The organism is Caballeronia sp. M23-90, assembly GCF_053574605.1.
This window is the reverse complement of the sequence record NZ_JBSIPA010000021.1, coordinates 1-14,214: the sequence shown is the minus strand read 5'-3', so window position 1 is coordinate 14,214 and position 14,214 is coordinate 1. Positions and strand designations below refer to the sequence as shown.

The window sequence follows — 14,214 nt, the reverse complement described above, 5'->3', positions numbered from 1 at the left end:
CTACGTCGCCTCATCATAAATCGATGCAAGGAGGCGAGCCGAACGTTCTATGGTGAAACATTCAAGAAAGCGTTGCCTCGCAGTTGCACTCAGTGCACAGCAGAGCGTTTCATCGTTTAACAAACGCAATAGGGCCGCACTTAAGCCCTCCACGTCACCTGGTTGAACGAGCAAGCCGTCACGGCCAGGCCTGATTGCATCCATAACGCCAGGGATCTGCGTTGAGACCACGGTCGCTCCGAACGCCATTGCCTCAACGATCGCGACAGGAAATCCTTCGCTGTACGAAGGGAGCACAAAAATCCTAGTGTCTTTAAGCAGTTGAATTTTGTCGTCACCGGATATCCATCCTTTGTAGATCACGACATCGTCAAGCTTGTATTTGCTTATCCAATCAGCGAGAGTTGAAGCATCTCCACTGCCTCCTACAAATAAAGCATAGGCGGGTGCAGAGTGTGACAACATTGCCAGCGCTTCGAATAACGTTACCAACCCCTTTGATTCGCTCAGCTTTCCGAGAAAAGTAATCGATACCTTTGGCGTAGCTTTCCGTGCTTCTGGTCCGGAAGGTAATGGGTCTTTAATCCCGTTGTACACCAAGCGACATTTATCCGCCGTCGCAAGGTTCATTGCGATCAGCGTGCTTCGTGCATGTTCGGATAAGCTGATCACGCATGCCGCGTGGGTCATGACGAAACGAACAAGCGTTTGGATAAACGCCGGCAACGCTCCGTAATATTGTGCGAAAGCGCCGCTGTGAATGTGCATAACGTACTTCTTGCGTAGCACAACGCACGTCAGCGCAAGAATCGACTTTCTGAGCAGAGAGCCTTTGATCGACGAATGCAGGTGTACCAGATCCACGCGACCGAGCAATGCGAGCCAAAAGAGTTGGCACCATGCCGCGACAAACTTTCTTGCCTTTCCACTAGTGGCGCTGCCCCCGCTCGATATAAAGATCAGGTGGTACCCGAATTCTTCAAAGCCGGTGCGATAGTCCGAGTAACTTTTTAAGACCGATGCAATTCCGCCCTGCGCGGATAAGTCTGGACCGATTTGGGCCACAACTCGTGCGACGCGCGGTGGCAATTGACGCGACGATTCATGCATTCCGGAACCTCAGTCTTGTTCTTAACAATCGGGTTAGCCTGGGTGATGTCCCGTTGTCGAACGGTGATCCGCGCCGCGATAAAACGTACAGCACCAGCAGCGCTGAGAAGACGTACGAAGGAGATAAGAAAGACATTGAAAAAAGGTTGTCAAAGCAGAACGTAACAACCATGAAGATCCATGGTGCGTCTCGTTTTGCGCCTTGACCGTAAAGCAATACAAATAAGAGCCAAGCGGCTGCTCCTAAAAATCCGATTTCGACAAAGAGGTGCGGGTAAAACGTGTCAGTAGTTTTTAAGATATCGCCCAGCTTGAACCAGTTGAAGTGGTATTCGCTGTACAGCGGCGATCCATACTTTACCGATGCAGGGCCGCCGAAGGAGCCGAGCCCTTCCCCAATAAGATTGCCTTTGGATAATGACTCAAACATGACACGGTAGGATTCCGCTCTCGCCGAATTACCTGCTGTCACATAGAAAGAAATTTTTGAGGCTGCAACATCTATAAGTCCATCGAGATACCCGTTTCCAACGAGGAAGATACCGGCACCCACCATAGCGGCGATAGCTAACCACGTTCGCGGCGTTCCTTTGCGAACAATCAACGGATACAACAGCAGTGGTGCGAATAGCTTGAAAGAAAACCCAAGAAGCCCAAACAGCAGGAATACCCACGATCTCGCTTTTGATGTCTCCGTCGGGCTTTGCCATCGGCAAAGCATGAAAGCGCACAAGTTGATAAAACTGAATTCCGAAAAAAAACCCATCCAGCCTTGAGCCCGTAAGAACAAGCCTGAATCGATACGTACGGGAATCAAGAGCGGCATTCCCGTTAAATATGCGATATAGAAGTAACACTGAAAAAGGTCATTACTAATCACGACGATCAGTAAGACGGATACGAGCGTCTGAAGTCGATCGCGATATGCATAGAGCGCTATGGTAATGACGATTGGAAAGAAGAAACGAAGGAATTCTTCTAGTCCGGCGTCACCATTGAAAGACCGGAGTAGACCCAGTAGCAAAACAAATAGTACCGGTCCTAACAAGAGGATCCATCGATGAAATTGTGGCCTTAAGACAATTGCAATTAAGAGGACGACAAAGGCAAAAATCTTGACCATCTGTGAACGATCATCGTTCAACGCGAGCATCGTGTCACTGATAAAGAATGCAACATATGACAACGCTGCGGCCCATACACCGATAGTGCCAAGCGTTAGTCGGCCACGTGTGGACGAGCGAGCGGGTAAAGAAGCGAGAGCAGTCATTGCGAAAATTTAGGCGTGTCCGACGTTAGGCCTGTCTGCGCAAGCAACGTCTGAAAAGAATACGACGCGCGCCGCGCGGCCTTGCTTCCGCGTCTAAGCAGAACCGCAGCGCATCGCCGCAAATGCGGATTTGCACGAAGCATGACGGTAGCAATAAAATCGAAAGCGAGATCTGTCGGTCTGTTGGTCACGTTGCAAATCCAGCTACGGTCATGTATCGACGTCCGATTGCCGCGAGTCCAAAATCCTTGGCTCGTCTTATTTGAACTTCAGGATCGACTGACGTCCGGAGCGCCGTCACAATTGCAGCCGACAACGAGATCGGGTCGCCGACTGGAACCAAGGTTCCGTAGCGCCCGCCCTCTAAAATCTCCTCCGGCCCATGTTTGCACGCGGTGGAAACTACTGGCAGGCCAAATGACAAAGCTTCGACGATGACATTCCCAAAACCTTCGGCTCGTGATGAACATACAAACAAGTCAGCGCGTTTATATTCATCCGCGATATTTCGGGAAAATCCTCTTAACGTGACGCTTCCGTTCAACCCAAGCTGCGCAATTTGCTCCTCTAGAGCGCCTCTATCAGGACCTTCTCCAACAATCACTAGTTGCGCCTTGTGGTTGTCCTTTCTGACAAGAGAAAACGCCGTGATAAGTACATCCAAACCTTTTTGCCTAACCAGACGTCCCACCGCTAGCACGGTGGGCGCGGAACCGTCGTGTAGTAGGCGCGTCGACTCCGCGTTCGGGATGTAGCATGGGTTGTGAATAACGACGACCTTGCGTGCGGCGGAAGCCGAAAGACGCTGTCGAAGATCGTCGGCAACACCCGTTGACACAGCGACAATTCCGTCGGCTCGCTTATAAAGGTAGCCAGCGAGCGCTAGCTTGAAGCGCTCTTTTGGTCCGACCGATCCAAAGTCAACATAGGAGAGATGCTCACTGACTACAAGCCGGGGCCCCCCAGCCAGGCCAACATTGGCAAGCACAGAGATAAGATTGGCGTAGGGGAGAAACGATATGACAGTGTGAACGCGCACTTCTTTCAGAAAGGCGCGAAATTCCAGGACGCGTTGTACATGACCAGATTTGCGGGCAACGATTACGTCAACGTCGCCGGGCAGATCATAGGCAACCTGGCTATGGTGAATAAAGAAAGCGGTAGATTTCCCGTGTTCAGAGAAATACCGCGCGATCTCGACCGCTACACGCTCGGCGCCTCCGCCTTTCAGGGACGGGATGTGCAACACCACATCGTAATTTGACTTCATTAGCGTCTCCGCACTATGGAGCGTATCGCGCCAACATTGGTGAAATACATTCCTACAATGAACACGAGTATTGCTGCCGCCCCAGAAGCGATACTGGCTAGCTGCCCTGCAGGGACGGCGCCCGCCAGTGTCCGAGTGACGAGCTCGCCTGCGAGACTCGCGCCGAAAGAAACAAGTACCAGCAAGGAGAATCCGCGACCCAGTTGTTGCAGATTCACAAATGATCGAGCAACCGTCGCGCTCGCCAAAATGGAAAGCAGGTTCGCGACTAACAACCCGCATAACAAGCCTTGAAGACCGCCCCACCGAGCGCCGAGATAGATCGCTATTACAGCGACCGCAAGCGTCACCAAGTTGATAACCATCAACGCACGGGTTCTCGAAAACAAGTGATAGGCTTGGTCGAAGAAATGTGCTCGGAACGCGCCAATAAGCGATATCGCCAACAGCGGAAGCACATACCCTTGCGCAGCCGCTCCGATCTCTTTTCCGAGTAGCAACGGGAGTAAAGCCCCCCTTGCGGTGTACAACGTTATGGACACCGCCAAGACGCTTCCCAACATCAATAAACCGACCTGCGCATGCAGCTGCCGATACTCCATGTCAGGGAGACGCTCTTTCTCTCTCAACAGCCATGGATAGGCAGGGGTTACAACGAGCAGGCAACCGGCGGCAATCATGTTGGATATCAGTGCTGTCGCAGCCGCGTACACGCCTACAACAGCAGGTACTTCGAACTGGGCGAGAATGGGGCGGTCAAGTCTTGTCAACGCAGTAGCTGCGAGGAAGACGGGCACTAGCGGAAGCCCGTAGGCCAACATCGACCGGACGTGTTGACGGCTGAACCGACCGCCAGTACTGGCTATTCCAACGCGACAGCCGCATATAACGCTGCTCGAAATAAAAACCGCGGTCGAGGCAAGCATTATTGCTGTGATCGAATGAGTCATTCGGTAAGCGACAACTCCCGCAACGGCGCTTCCGATAGTCATGAGCAGCGCGCCGAACGCGTACCGAAGACTCGCGCCCGATGCGCGCGCGATCTCCTGCGCATATAACGCTGAGCTCTTGCCTATCCCCATCGCAATCACCGCTGGCCACTCGGGATCAAGCGGCTTGCCTTCGATAAAATGCGCAAGCCCCAACACGGTTAGTACCGCGCAAGCCAGTCCGAGCCAAACCAGATGATAGGTTTTGAGGAATGAGGCGAAGTCAGCCTTCTCGTTGACGGCCCAAAATTTCACGACGGCAAGGCGATGCCACTGAAAGAGCACGCCTTGCAGTGCTTCGACCAATGCGAGATAAACCGCGAGGCGCCCATAGTCTGCAGGTCCGAGCATGTGCGCGTACAGCACCAGCGACAACACGCCGCCGATGAGCGAGATCGCATAGCCAGCTACGAGACCAATTTCCCTCCTACCCACGAGACAACAACCCCCGCGTATCGATCACGACCTTCGCCTGCAGCCTTACCGGATCAACGCGCTTGAACTGAACGTGGTCAACCAGGATCACGATCACATCCGCATCGTTGAGCGCCTCGTTCAGCTCACAAAACCGCACCTTGCCCTCAAGCGATGCCGGAAGCTTCCTGATATTCGGCTCCACGACCATCACTTGCCCATCGAACCGCTCGCCCAGTTCACGCGCAATATCGAGCGCCGGGCTTTCCCGCAGATCATCGATATTCGCCTTGAACGCCAACCCAAGACATGCGATCACGGGTTCCTTGAACCGCTTGGCCGCGCGCTCCACACGATCAAGCACGTAACGCGGCTTGTCGTCGTTGACTATGCGGGCCATGCGGATCAGACGGGCAACTTCCGGCGCCGAATCGACAATGAACCACGGGTCCACTGCAATGCAATGGCCGCCAACGCCGGGGCCTGGTTGCAGAATGTTCACGCGCGGATGGCGGTTCGCAAGCCGGACCAGTTCCCACACATTGATATCGAGTTCGTCGCAGATAACGGACAACTCATTGGCAAAGGCAATGTTCACATCGCGGAAGGAATTTTCCGTGAGCTTGCACATTTCGGCTGTGCGGGCATCGGTGAGAATGCACTCGCCTTGCACGAATGTCTGATATAGCTCGCGTGCGACTTCGCTGCAGCGCGGCGTCGCGCCGCCAATCACGCGATCGTTCTCAACGAGCTCGCGAATCACATGTCCTGGCAGCACGCGCTCAGGACAATGCGCAATACGAATGTCGGAACTTTCCCCGGCCTGATGAGGGAATGTCAGGTCGGGCCGAAGCTCGGCCATCCACGCAGCCATCTTCTCAGTCGCGCCGACCGGAGACGTTGATTCCAGCACAACCAGGTTGCCCCGTTGCAGCACGGGTGCAATTGCGCGGCTGGCCGCTTCAATGTAGCTGAGGTCCGGCTTGAATCCTTCCAGAAACGGAGTGGGGACGGCGATCAAAAATGCATCGGCCGGCTCGGGCGTTACGGTCGCGCGCAGATATCCCTGCGTGACCGCCGCATGAACGAGCATGTCGAGTTCCGGTTCGACAATATGGATGGCGCCTTTGTTGATGGTGTCGACAGCATGCTGGTTGACGTCGACACCAATCACCTTCTTGCGTCGCGCGGCAAAAGCCGCTGCGGTAGGCAAGCCGATATAGCCGAGCCCAATGACCGAAATAACGTTGAATTCCATGACCTGTATTGCCTCTTTTGCTTATGTTGACGGTTCTAATTGGCTTGCGATTGCATCGACGGGAACCGGACGGTGCATGACCCACCCTGGCTGGAGCGCATTCACAATGCGTTCGCATGCGCGCCCGTCGCCGTACGGATTGCCTCCGCGGAGCATCGCGTTGTATGCACTTGGGTCGTCCAGCAGCCGGATCACGCCATCCACCATGGCCCGGACTTCCGTACCAACGAGCTTCACCACGCCGGCGTCAACGGCTTCTTGCCGTTCGGTCGTATCGCGCATCACCAGTACCGGCTTGCCAAGGGATGGCGCTTCTTCCTGAACGCCGCCTGAATCGGTGAGGATCACGTGAGCCCGGTCCATGAGCAGGACAAACGGGAGGTAATCAAGCGGCTTGATTAAATGGACGTTTGCGATACCCGTGAGCAGACGTGTCACGGGCTCCTGCACCGCCGGATTCAGATGCACGGGATAAACAACATCGATATCCGGACGCGCGGTCGCGATTTCAGCGAGCGCCGCACAAATGCGCTCGAACCCGGAACCAAAACTTTCCCGCCGATGCCCGGTGACGAGCAACATGCGCCGGTCCGGCGCGAGGCGCGGCAGATGCAACTCTGCGGCAGCGCGAATGGTGGCGTCGGTTGCAAGGAGCTGGCGGACATGCAGGAGCGCGTCAATCACGGTGTTACCCGTCACGATGATCCGCTCGTCCGGAACGTTCTCCGCGAGCAGGTTCTGACGTGCACGCTCGGTCGGCGCGAAATGCATGGACGCAAGCGTCCCGGTCATTTTCCGGTTCCCTTCTTCGGGCCAAGGCGAAAGCAGGTTGCCGGTTCGCAGTCCCGCCTCGACGTGTCCGACTGGAATGCGCTGATAAAACGCGGCAAGGCTGGCGGCCATTGTGGTCGTTGTATCTCCGTGCACAAGCACGATATCCGGGCGGCAATCCTTGATGACATCGCGCATGCCGAGCGTGATGGACGTGGTGATGTCATACAGATCCTGATTGGGCTTCATGACGTTCAAGTCGAAGTGCGCCCGGATCTGGAATAGCTCGAGTACCTGATCGAGCATCTGTCGATGCTGACCTGTTACGCACACGAAGCAATCAATCCCTTCTGCGTCTTTCAGGCGCGCAACGAGCGGCGCCATCTTGATGGCTTCGGGGCGGGTGCCAAACGTAAGCAGTACTCTTTTATTCATATAGGTCCTGAAACATCGGCCGTTCTGTGGAAACGCAAACGGACCAGATCGTTAAGTATTTAATCCTTCACGCTCGCGTACGATGAGTACGTTCCATGAGCAGCAGACCGCTGCGGTGCGTCGGTCAGCACGATTCCGCTGACGCTCACACCGGCGCCCCGAAGCAGTCTCATCGACTCGCGAAGCTCGGTCGCGGAATGTTGGCCGTGACGCAACACGAGCAAGGTCGTGCCGGCGTGCATGCCGATTACCGACGAATCCGTCGCCGCCAGTACAGGCGGTGTATCGACGATCACAACGTCATACAGCGGAGCCAGTCGCTCGATAACCCGCCCGAGCCGGTCGCTCATCAATATCTCCGACGGGCTGGCCGAAATCGCTCCGCGAGTGAGCAAATCGAGGTTCGGAAGCACTTGCCGGCGAATCGCGTTTTCGATCGGGACCGCACCGCTCATCACGTCGTGCAGGCCCGGATCGCGACGTTTTCCGAAGTAGAAGTGAACGTCGCCGCGACGCAGGTCGGCGTCGATCAGCAGCACGCGTTTGCCGGCCGCTGCGAGTACCGCGGCGAGATTGACGGACAAGAACGACTTGCCGATGTCCGAGCGCGGCCCAGCAATCATCACCACATTGTTGGGCGCGTCACCCATGTGAAATAGCAGCGCAGTGCGCAGGCTCCGAATCCCCTCCACCGCCAAATCGTCCGGGGCGGACATTGCCAGGACATGCGGACCTCGGTCGCCGCGTCGTATGAACCGCTGTAAGACTAACTGACGAGCACTGCGCAAGATAACCGCGTAGACGGGCGTACCTGCCACCTCTTCGACCTCGAGCGTGTCCTCCAGACCGCGATTGAGCACGCGTCGGAGGAGCGCGACTCCTACGCCCAGAAGCAAGCCCAGTAAGCCGGCCGCGCCGACGACAATGAGCTTCTTCGGCTTGACTGGCTGTTCTGCGACAACCGCGTAGTCGACCACGCGAACATTGCCCTGTTGCCCCGCCTTCAGCACACGAAGCTGCTGCTCGCTGGTCATCAGGTTCATGTAGAGCCCGGTGTTGACATCGACATCGCGCAACAGGCGTCCGGCGGCCTGTTGCGTATTCGGCACCGTGGCGACCCTGGCGTTGAGTTGACTCTGTTCCCGTTGCAGGTCAGCGAGCTGGGCATCGATTGATGCAACCGACGGATGGTTCGCCGTGAAGCGCTGCATCAGGTCGGCGCGCTGCTGCTGTAGCGCGATGATCTTCGACTTGCCGTCTACAATGGATTGAAGCAGAAGACGGCTCTCCGCCTCGAGGTCGACAGTACCGTTTTTGTTGCGAAACGAGTTGTAGCGTTGTTCGGCGCTGTCGAGTCCGGACTTCAAATCCGGCAATTGATCGCCGAGGAATCCGAGCATCTGCTGCGCCTGGCCGGACTTGAGGCCCACGTTGCGTTGAACATACCACGAACGATCGTATTCACGGTGGCGGCAGTCCGCACACTGTCGGTTCCGTCCAGCCGGACCGCCACGATTCCCGACTGCTTGACCTTCTCGCTGATATCCAGCTTCTTTTGCAGTTCCTCGGTAACAAGCTGGGTCGATGCCCGGGCGAGCTTGAATGCGGTGCCGGGTCGCGCAACAAGGGCATTGACTGTCAGGCTGACTGCGCCCTTCGACGTCGTGCCCGTCGACAGTTGTCCAAGATGTCCTTTGATGACGGCGTTGCCGTCGGGATCCCTGAGTTCGAAGCTACCGTTGGACCCGGCAATCAGCGTGAATTTTTTATCGTAGAGTGAGGGAGGGACGTCGAACTGGGTGACGTCCAGCTTCTCGCCGCCCCAAGCGTAACCGCCCAGACCCCAGACAGGGTCGGCGAGCCGATCGGGGTCCGCAGCACGCGCGATCCACCCGCCGACGAGCGGAAAATATCGGGGCTTTGCGGTGATGTCGAGATGAAGACGACGGACGGTGTCATCGACCAGTTCGCGCGACCGGATCAATTCGATCTCGGCGTCCGCGGTCGCCTTCCCGCCGAACAGTTCGGCCAGATCGCCAAGCTTGTCATTGACGACGCCGGAGTTGTCGTCGACCTGAACCATGGCGTCTGCACGAAACACAGGCGTGGAAAGGACCGCGTACGCAATGCCTAACGCGAGCGTGCCTGCAGCAATAACCGAAATGAGAAGCTTGCTCTCCCAGAGAACGGCAGCGATCTCGGACAGATCTATTTCGTCATCTGCGGTTGAGGGGGCGGTTGGGTTGGTAGTGTTGAAACTCATAACTCAGTGAGATAGCCGCGCGATGGGTTCGAGCCAGCGCGAAACGCCTTGCTCGATTTGTGACATCGCCAACTCAAAAATAAAGGGGCTGCGCATGTAGGGGTCGACAATGTCGACTGCGTCGTATTCACCGAGCCGAAACACTTTCCCCTTCGCATGCGGATAATTCATTTCGATCAATCCGCGCTGGGCGCGTGTCATTGTCAGAACGAGTTGTGCATCGCGCACATGCGCCGACGTTATAAGCCTCGCAACATGGGTGCGGATATCCAGTCCGCGCTCGTCCGCGAGTTGCATCGCGACCGGGTTCGCGCTCTCCCCGACATGCGCGTGCGTGCCGGCGGATTGCACGTCAAGGTGCGGCAACTCGCGTGCGAGCAGTGCTGCGGCGATGGGGCTGCGACAAATATTTCCTTCGCAGACCATGAGAACGTCGAAGTTCACCGCGTGACGATCGCTGCGGTCAGACCGGCGTTGATCGCCGGCAACAACTGGCTGAGAACGCGGCTAAAGCGCGCAAGGCCGGTGCTGTCCACGTACACGACGTCCTTCGGCTGCAAATCGAACTGACTGGCGAGCACCATCGAAACGGGTGAGTGACCGTCCAGATGAAACACGCGCGGCTGACTTCCGTCCCCGCCACGAATCACGTACATCTGGGTCGCGTCGGCGGTGTTTGCGTTCACGCTGCCGGCTTGGGAGAGGGCGTCGCTCAGCGTCAGCTTTCCGGTACGCAAAGGCACTGCGGTCATCGGCTTGTTGATCTCACCCATCACGAACACGCCGTTCTCGTCGCGCGATACCACGCGCAACAGGTCGCCGTCCTTCAACATGATCTTCGACGGATTCGCCTGGCTGTCGATCATCTGCTGCAGATTGATTGGGTACGACACTCCGTCACGCAGCAACACCATGCGTCCCTGGTCCGCTGCCGACGTAAATCCGCCCGCACGCGAAATCGCTTCATAGAGCGTCATGGGCACGTCATTGATTGGCTGGACACCCGGCGCGTGGACTTCACCGTCGATATAAACCTTCTTCGCGCGGAAGGATGCAATGCGCACCGTGATCTGCGGCTCGCGATAAACCCTCGCGAGACGGCGCTCGAGTTGCGCTTGCACCTGATCGGTTCGAAGCCCCGTCACGTTGATCCTGCCGGCGTAGGGAAACGCGATGTTCCCAGCTTGATCGACGACAAAACCTGCCGGTGCATCGGATGGCCGCACCTGTGTCTGCGTATTTGCACCGAGCGCCGCGGTAAGTTCCGGATGGTCCCAGACCGTGATCAGCAATACGTCGCCGGTGCCGAGGGTGTAAGGCTCGGCGGTGGAAAACAAGCGCGGTTGATCTCTCGCGTTTCGTTTGGCCTCTTCCACCCGCAGCGCCTGAATCAATGCCACATTGATGTCGCTGATAGGCACGGCAAGCTCGGCGCTATTTGCCGATGTCGGCAAACTGGCGGTGTCGGCCGACGCGATGGTCTGTACTGATGAGACACGCCCCGTCTCGGTACCCTCTCCAGCGGAGGCAACCGTCCACTCGGACGCAGCCTGTTCAGGACCGCTATATAGAGGGATCGAGGGCGAACTGTCCATGCGCATGCCCGGTGCGACCGCGCATGCTGAGAGAAGCAAGGTCATTGCGGCCATTGAAAGCGCCAAGGGAGCTTTCAGATGCGGATGCGCGGATGCCGGCGTTCCAACCGGCGCACCGGCAAGACCGGTCGAGCTGTGATCGCTCCGTTCAACGCCATGTACGGTCGGATATGCCGTCCGGATTCCATTCGTGTTCATGCTGCCTGTCTGTTGATTCGTCAGTCGTGTTGATTCGTGGGAAGTCCGATGCAGGGAAGACGCGTTAATAAGCGTTCCTGTGCACCAGACCCTTCATAACTGTTGCGATGACAATCCGGATATCCAGCTTCATCGACCAGTTTCTCAAGTAGTACAGATCGTATTCGACACGACCTTGCATTTTTTCGATTCGATCCGTTTCTCCGCGAAAGCCGTTCACTTGCGCCCAGCCAGTAATTCCAGGCTTGATGCGGTACCGGTGAATGTAGCCGTCGACTATCTTCTGATACAGGTCGTCGTGCGCCGTTGCGTGCGGCCGCGGCCCGACAACAGACATTTCACCGCGCAGGACATTCAGAAACTGCGGCAGTTCGTCCAGACTCGTGCGGCGCAAGAAGCTGCCCACCGGAGTGATGCGGGGGTCGTTGCGGGTAGCTTGCTGCACAACGCCTGCCGTTTCCGCATGCTCGCGCATTGTTCGAAACTTGAAGATCCGGAATGTCTGGCCATTGGCGCCCTTTCGCGTTTGCCTGAAAAACACCGGCCCTTTCGACGAAACCTTTATTGCAATAGCAATCAGGACCATCAGAGGCGAAATGGCAACGAGCGCGAAGATCGCAAATAGCCGGTCAAAGATCGCCTTCTGCAACAGAGCGGTGCCCGACAACGGCGACGCGACGAGATTGATGGCCGGCGCGCCCATCAGCTCCACCATTTCACCGTCGAACATTGCGAGATTCTGAACGTCCGGGATAAAGCGGATATTCACGAGATCACCGCTGAACTCACCCAGGATCTCCCGCAGCATCTTCTCTTCGGACATGGGAAGCGCGACCCAGACCTCGCGCACATTGTTTTCGCGTACGTACGAGGCGAAGTCGCCGATGGTCGAGCAACTCGCCACACCTGGTGCGGCGAGTTCCACTGTCGGCTGCAGAACGAAATTGACGACTGCACGGAAGCCCGACGTGGGCGATGCCCCGATCCTGGCCACGACCTTTTCGCCGTGCGCGCCCATGCCAATCACGCCGACCGTTCGCAGGTCGTAGCCGGCCGCGCGCATCCGCGACCGGATCGTATGGACGATAAAACGCGACATGACCAGCGCCGCGAGCGTGACGATGGTCCAGACTGCGGACCACAGGCGCGACACCATTGCGATTTCATGCAAACCGAACATCAGCGCGACAGCGCAAGCCTGCACGACAATCCATGCGATCGAAATCTGTCCGGCAAGCCTGAGTTTCGAGCGGCCGCGCCAGGACCGGTACACGCCGAAGACAGGGAACAACAACAATGCGCAGGCGACAGCAAACGCCACGAAAGTCCAGTTCACAGCGATCTGCTGCGCTTCGCCGAAACCGTACAACGACGCAGCAGTCGCGCCCAGCACAATCAACGTGACATCGAGCAGCCGCGCGAGCACGTCTTGCAGCTCCAGCGCGGCGGCGCTTCGACGAATGTCGGCAACGGTTCTCATGGTTCTCTGGATGGTAAAAAGCGGACGGTAGCCCGCATGGAAGGAACTCCCAGGAGGCGTTTGAGTTTTGCGACGCTCACCTTACGCAGCGCCGCATCGAGCAACTTCACTGCGGGATATTTCCGTTACTGCTTCAATTGCGCAGCCTGAACTTCTCGAGAAGCATTTGGACTTCATCGAAGTGTTTGTCGTGATCGGGAGCGGATTGTCGGACGTGAGTGGCCCGTCGCATACACGAGTTTTCCTAAAAACATCGGCGTAGGGATTTCCATCAATTGCCTATTGGTGCGAAGCATTTTTTCGCCATGACCAAAATGTCACAAAATGCGAAACTCATGTCTTGACCATACATATTTACAAATATGCTCCCCACCGTTCTCGTATTGATTCATCTCCAGCCTGAGAGCCAAGCCACGGTCTCGGAGGCTTTCAATGTCATCACGGCCCTCGACCCATCCGCACTGGACGACGCCCTGACCCGTCACGCCGATGAAATCCGCCTCGTGTTGACGAACGGCACTGTCGGCATCGATGCATCGTCTATCGCGCGATTGCCGAAGCTCGAACTGATCGGCGCGCTGGGGGCGGGTTACGAGAATGTCGACCGGGACGCCGCGAAGGCGCGCGGCATCGTGGTGGTGAACGGCGCGGGGACAAACGACGATTGCGTCGCCGATCACGCCTTCGCGCTGCTGCTCGGTGCGGTCCGGCAGATTCCCGCGCTCGATCGCGCATGCCGCGACGGCGTATGGCGCGACGACCTGCCGTTCCAGCCAAACTTTTCGGGCAAGAAACTGGGCGTGGTCGGGCTGGGCAACATCGGCAAGAAGGTTGCGAGACGCGCGCTCGGGTTCGATATCGAAATCGGTTATCACAACCGTCGGCCGAATCCGGACGTGGCCTATACGTACTTTGATTCCGTGCTCGCGCTGGCCGAATGGGCCGATTACCTCGTGCTCGCCACGCCCGGCGGCGCAGGAACGAAGCATCTGATCAATGCAGAAACACTCGCCGCGCTTGGTTCGCACGGTTAAAATCAATGTGTGCAATGTGGGGATCTCCGGCAATTTGCGTTGCGCAAACCAAAAAAGGATCGATCGCATTGCAAGTTTCCTCCACGCATTGTTTTAACGTTTCTTGTAGTGCGCAAGCGAACTCTTC

General features: G+C 56.9%; 11 protein-coding genes and 1 pseudogene. 1 reads left to right on the top strand and 11 read right to left on the bottom strand.

Annotated elements, in window-relative coordinates:
* From ACRXB1_RS04130 to ACRXB1_RS04080, 11 genes are all read right to left on the bottom strand, one after another.
* Nucleotides 1–1,110 carry a glycosyltransferase family 4 protein gene (locus tag ACRXB1_RS04130; protein WP_086381416.1) on the bottom strand — a complete coding sequence of 370 codons (1,110 nt, stop codon included), beginning with the start codon at nt 1,108–1,110 and terminating at the stop codon, nt 1–3.
* The gene (locus ACRXB1_RS04125) at nt 1,103–2,380 is read right to left on the bottom strand and encodes a hypothetical protein (protein WP_449491191.1); all 1,278 of its coding nucleotides are present in this window, start codon (nt 2,378–2,380) and stop codon (nt 1,103–1,105) included. The genes ACRXB1_RS04130 and ACRXB1_RS04125 overlap by 8 nt, the downstream gene beginning before the upstream one ends.
* A 187-nt stretch (nt 2,381–2,567) precedes the next feature.
* Nucleotides 2,568–3,650, bottom strand: coding sequence for a glycosyltransferase (locus ACRXB1_RS04120; RefSeq protein ID WP_449491190.1), 1,083 nt, complete (start codon nt 3,648–3,650; stop codon nt 2,568–2,570).
* The gene (locus ACRXB1_RS04115) at nt 3,650–5,074 is read right to left on the bottom strand and encodes a lipopolysaccharide biosynthesis protein (protein ID WP_449491189.1); all 1,425 of its coding nucleotides are present in this window, start codon (nt 5,072–5,074) and stop codon (nt 3,650–3,652) included. The genes ACRXB1_RS04120 and ACRXB1_RS04115 overlap by 1 nt, the downstream gene beginning before the upstream one ends.
* Nucleotides 5,067–6,311, bottom strand: a complete 1,245-nt coding sequence (gene wecC, locus ACRXB1_RS04110) for a UDP-N-acetyl-D-mannosamine dehydrogenase (protein ID WP_174363392.1) — start codon at nt 6,309–6,311, stop codon at nt 5,067–5,069. Before wecC ends, ACRXB1_RS04115 begins: the two co-directional genes overlap by 8 nt.
* 21 nt (nt 6,312–6,332) lie before the next feature.
* Nucleotides 6,333–7,517: a non-hydrolyzing UDP-N-acetylglucosamine 2-epimerase gene (wecB, locus tag ACRXB1_RS04105; RefSeq protein WP_174363393.1), complete on the bottom strand. Its 1,185-nt coding sequence runs from the start codon at nt 7,515–7,517 to the stop codon at nt 6,333–6,335.
* A gap of 59 nt (nt 7,518–7,576) precedes the next feature.
* Nucleotides 7,577–8,917 (bottom strand): polysaccharide biosynthesis tyrosine autokinase, encoded by a 1,341-nt coding sequence (locus ACRXB1_RS04100; RefSeq protein WP_449491188.1) that lies wholly within the window; start codon nt 8,915–8,917, stop codon nt 7,577–7,579.
* A complete protein-coding gene (locus tag ACRXB1_RS04095; protein WP_449491187.1) occupies nt 8,881–9,780 on the bottom strand; it encodes a Wzz/FepE/Etk N-terminal domain-containing protein in 900 nt (299 codons plus the stop codon). Before ACRXB1_RS04095 ends, ACRXB1_RS04100 begins: the two co-directional genes overlap by 37 nt.
* Before the next feature lie 3 nt (nt 9,781–9,783).
* Nucleotides 9,784–10,224, bottom strand: a complete 441-nt coding sequence (locus ACRXB1_RS04090) for a low molecular weight protein-tyrosine-phosphatase (protein WP_449491186.1) — start codon at nt 10,222–10,224, stop codon at nt 9,784–9,786.
* Nucleotides 10,221–11,573 (bottom strand): polysaccharide biosynthesis/export family protein, encoded by a 1,353-nt coding sequence (locus ACRXB1_RS04085; RefSeq protein ID WP_449491185.1) that lies wholly within the window; start codon nt 11,571–11,573, stop codon nt 10,221–10,223. Before ACRXB1_RS04085 ends, ACRXB1_RS04090 begins: the two co-directional genes overlap by 4 nt.
* A 64-nt stretch (nt 11,574–11,637) precedes the next feature.
* The gene (locus ACRXB1_RS04080; RefSeq protein ID WP_174364217.1) at nt 11,638–13,053 is read right to left on the bottom strand and encodes an undecaprenyl-phosphate glucose phosphotransferase; all 1,416 of its coding nucleotides are present in this window, start codon (nt 13,051–13,053) and stop codon (nt 11,638–11,640) included.
* 362 nt (nt 13,054–13,415) lie between these two features.
* Here ACRXB1_RS04080 and ACRXB1_RS04075 point away from each other — a divergent pair.
* Nucleotides 13,416–14,084, top strand: a pseudogene (locus tag ACRXB1_RS04075) (NAD(P)-dependent oxidoreductase); the annotation flags it as partial.
* Nucleotides 14,085–14,214 lie beyond the last annotated feature (130 nt).

What these genes read in the sequence shown, in the direction of transcription:
- ACRXB1_RS04130 (WP_086381416.1), bottom strand. Translation starts at nt 1,110, where the DNA reads ATGCATGAATCGTCGCGTCAATTGCCACCGCGCGTCGCACGAGTTGTG.
- ACRXB1_RS04125 (WP_449491191.1), bottom strand. Translation starts at nt 2,380, where the DNA reads ATGACTGCTCTCGCTTCTTTACCCGCTCGCTCGTCCACACGTGGCCGA.
- ACRXB1_RS04120 (WP_449491190.1), bottom strand. Translation starts at nt 3,650, where the DNA reads ATGAAGTCAAATTACGATGTGGTGTTGCACATCCCGTCCCTGAAAGGC.
- wecC (WP_174363392.1), bottom strand. Translation starts at nt 6,311, where the DNA reads ATGGAATTCAACGTTATTTCGGTCATTGGGCTCGGCTATATCGGCTTG.
- wecB (WP_174363393.1), bottom strand. Translation starts at nt 7,517, where the DNA reads ATGAATAAAAGAGTACTGCTTACGTTTGGCACCCGCCCCGAAGCCATC.
- ACRXB1_RS04100 (WP_449491188.1), bottom strand. Translation starts at nt 8,917, where the DNA reads ATGCTCGGATTCCTCGGCGATCAATTGCCGGATTTGAAGTCCGGACTC.
- ACRXB1_RS04095 (WP_449491187.1), bottom strand. Translation starts at nt 9,780, where the DNA reads ATGAGTTTCAACACTACCAACCCAACCGCCCCCTCAACCGCAGATGAC.
- ACRXB1_RS04085 (WP_449491185.1), bottom strand. Translation starts at nt 11,573, where the DNA reads ATGAACACGAATGGAATCCGGACGGCATATCCGACCGTACATGGCGTT.
- ACRXB1_RS04080 (WP_174364217.1), bottom strand. Translation starts at nt 13,053, where the DNA reads ATGAGAACCGTTGCCGACATTCGTCGAAGCGCCGCCGCGCTGGAGCTG.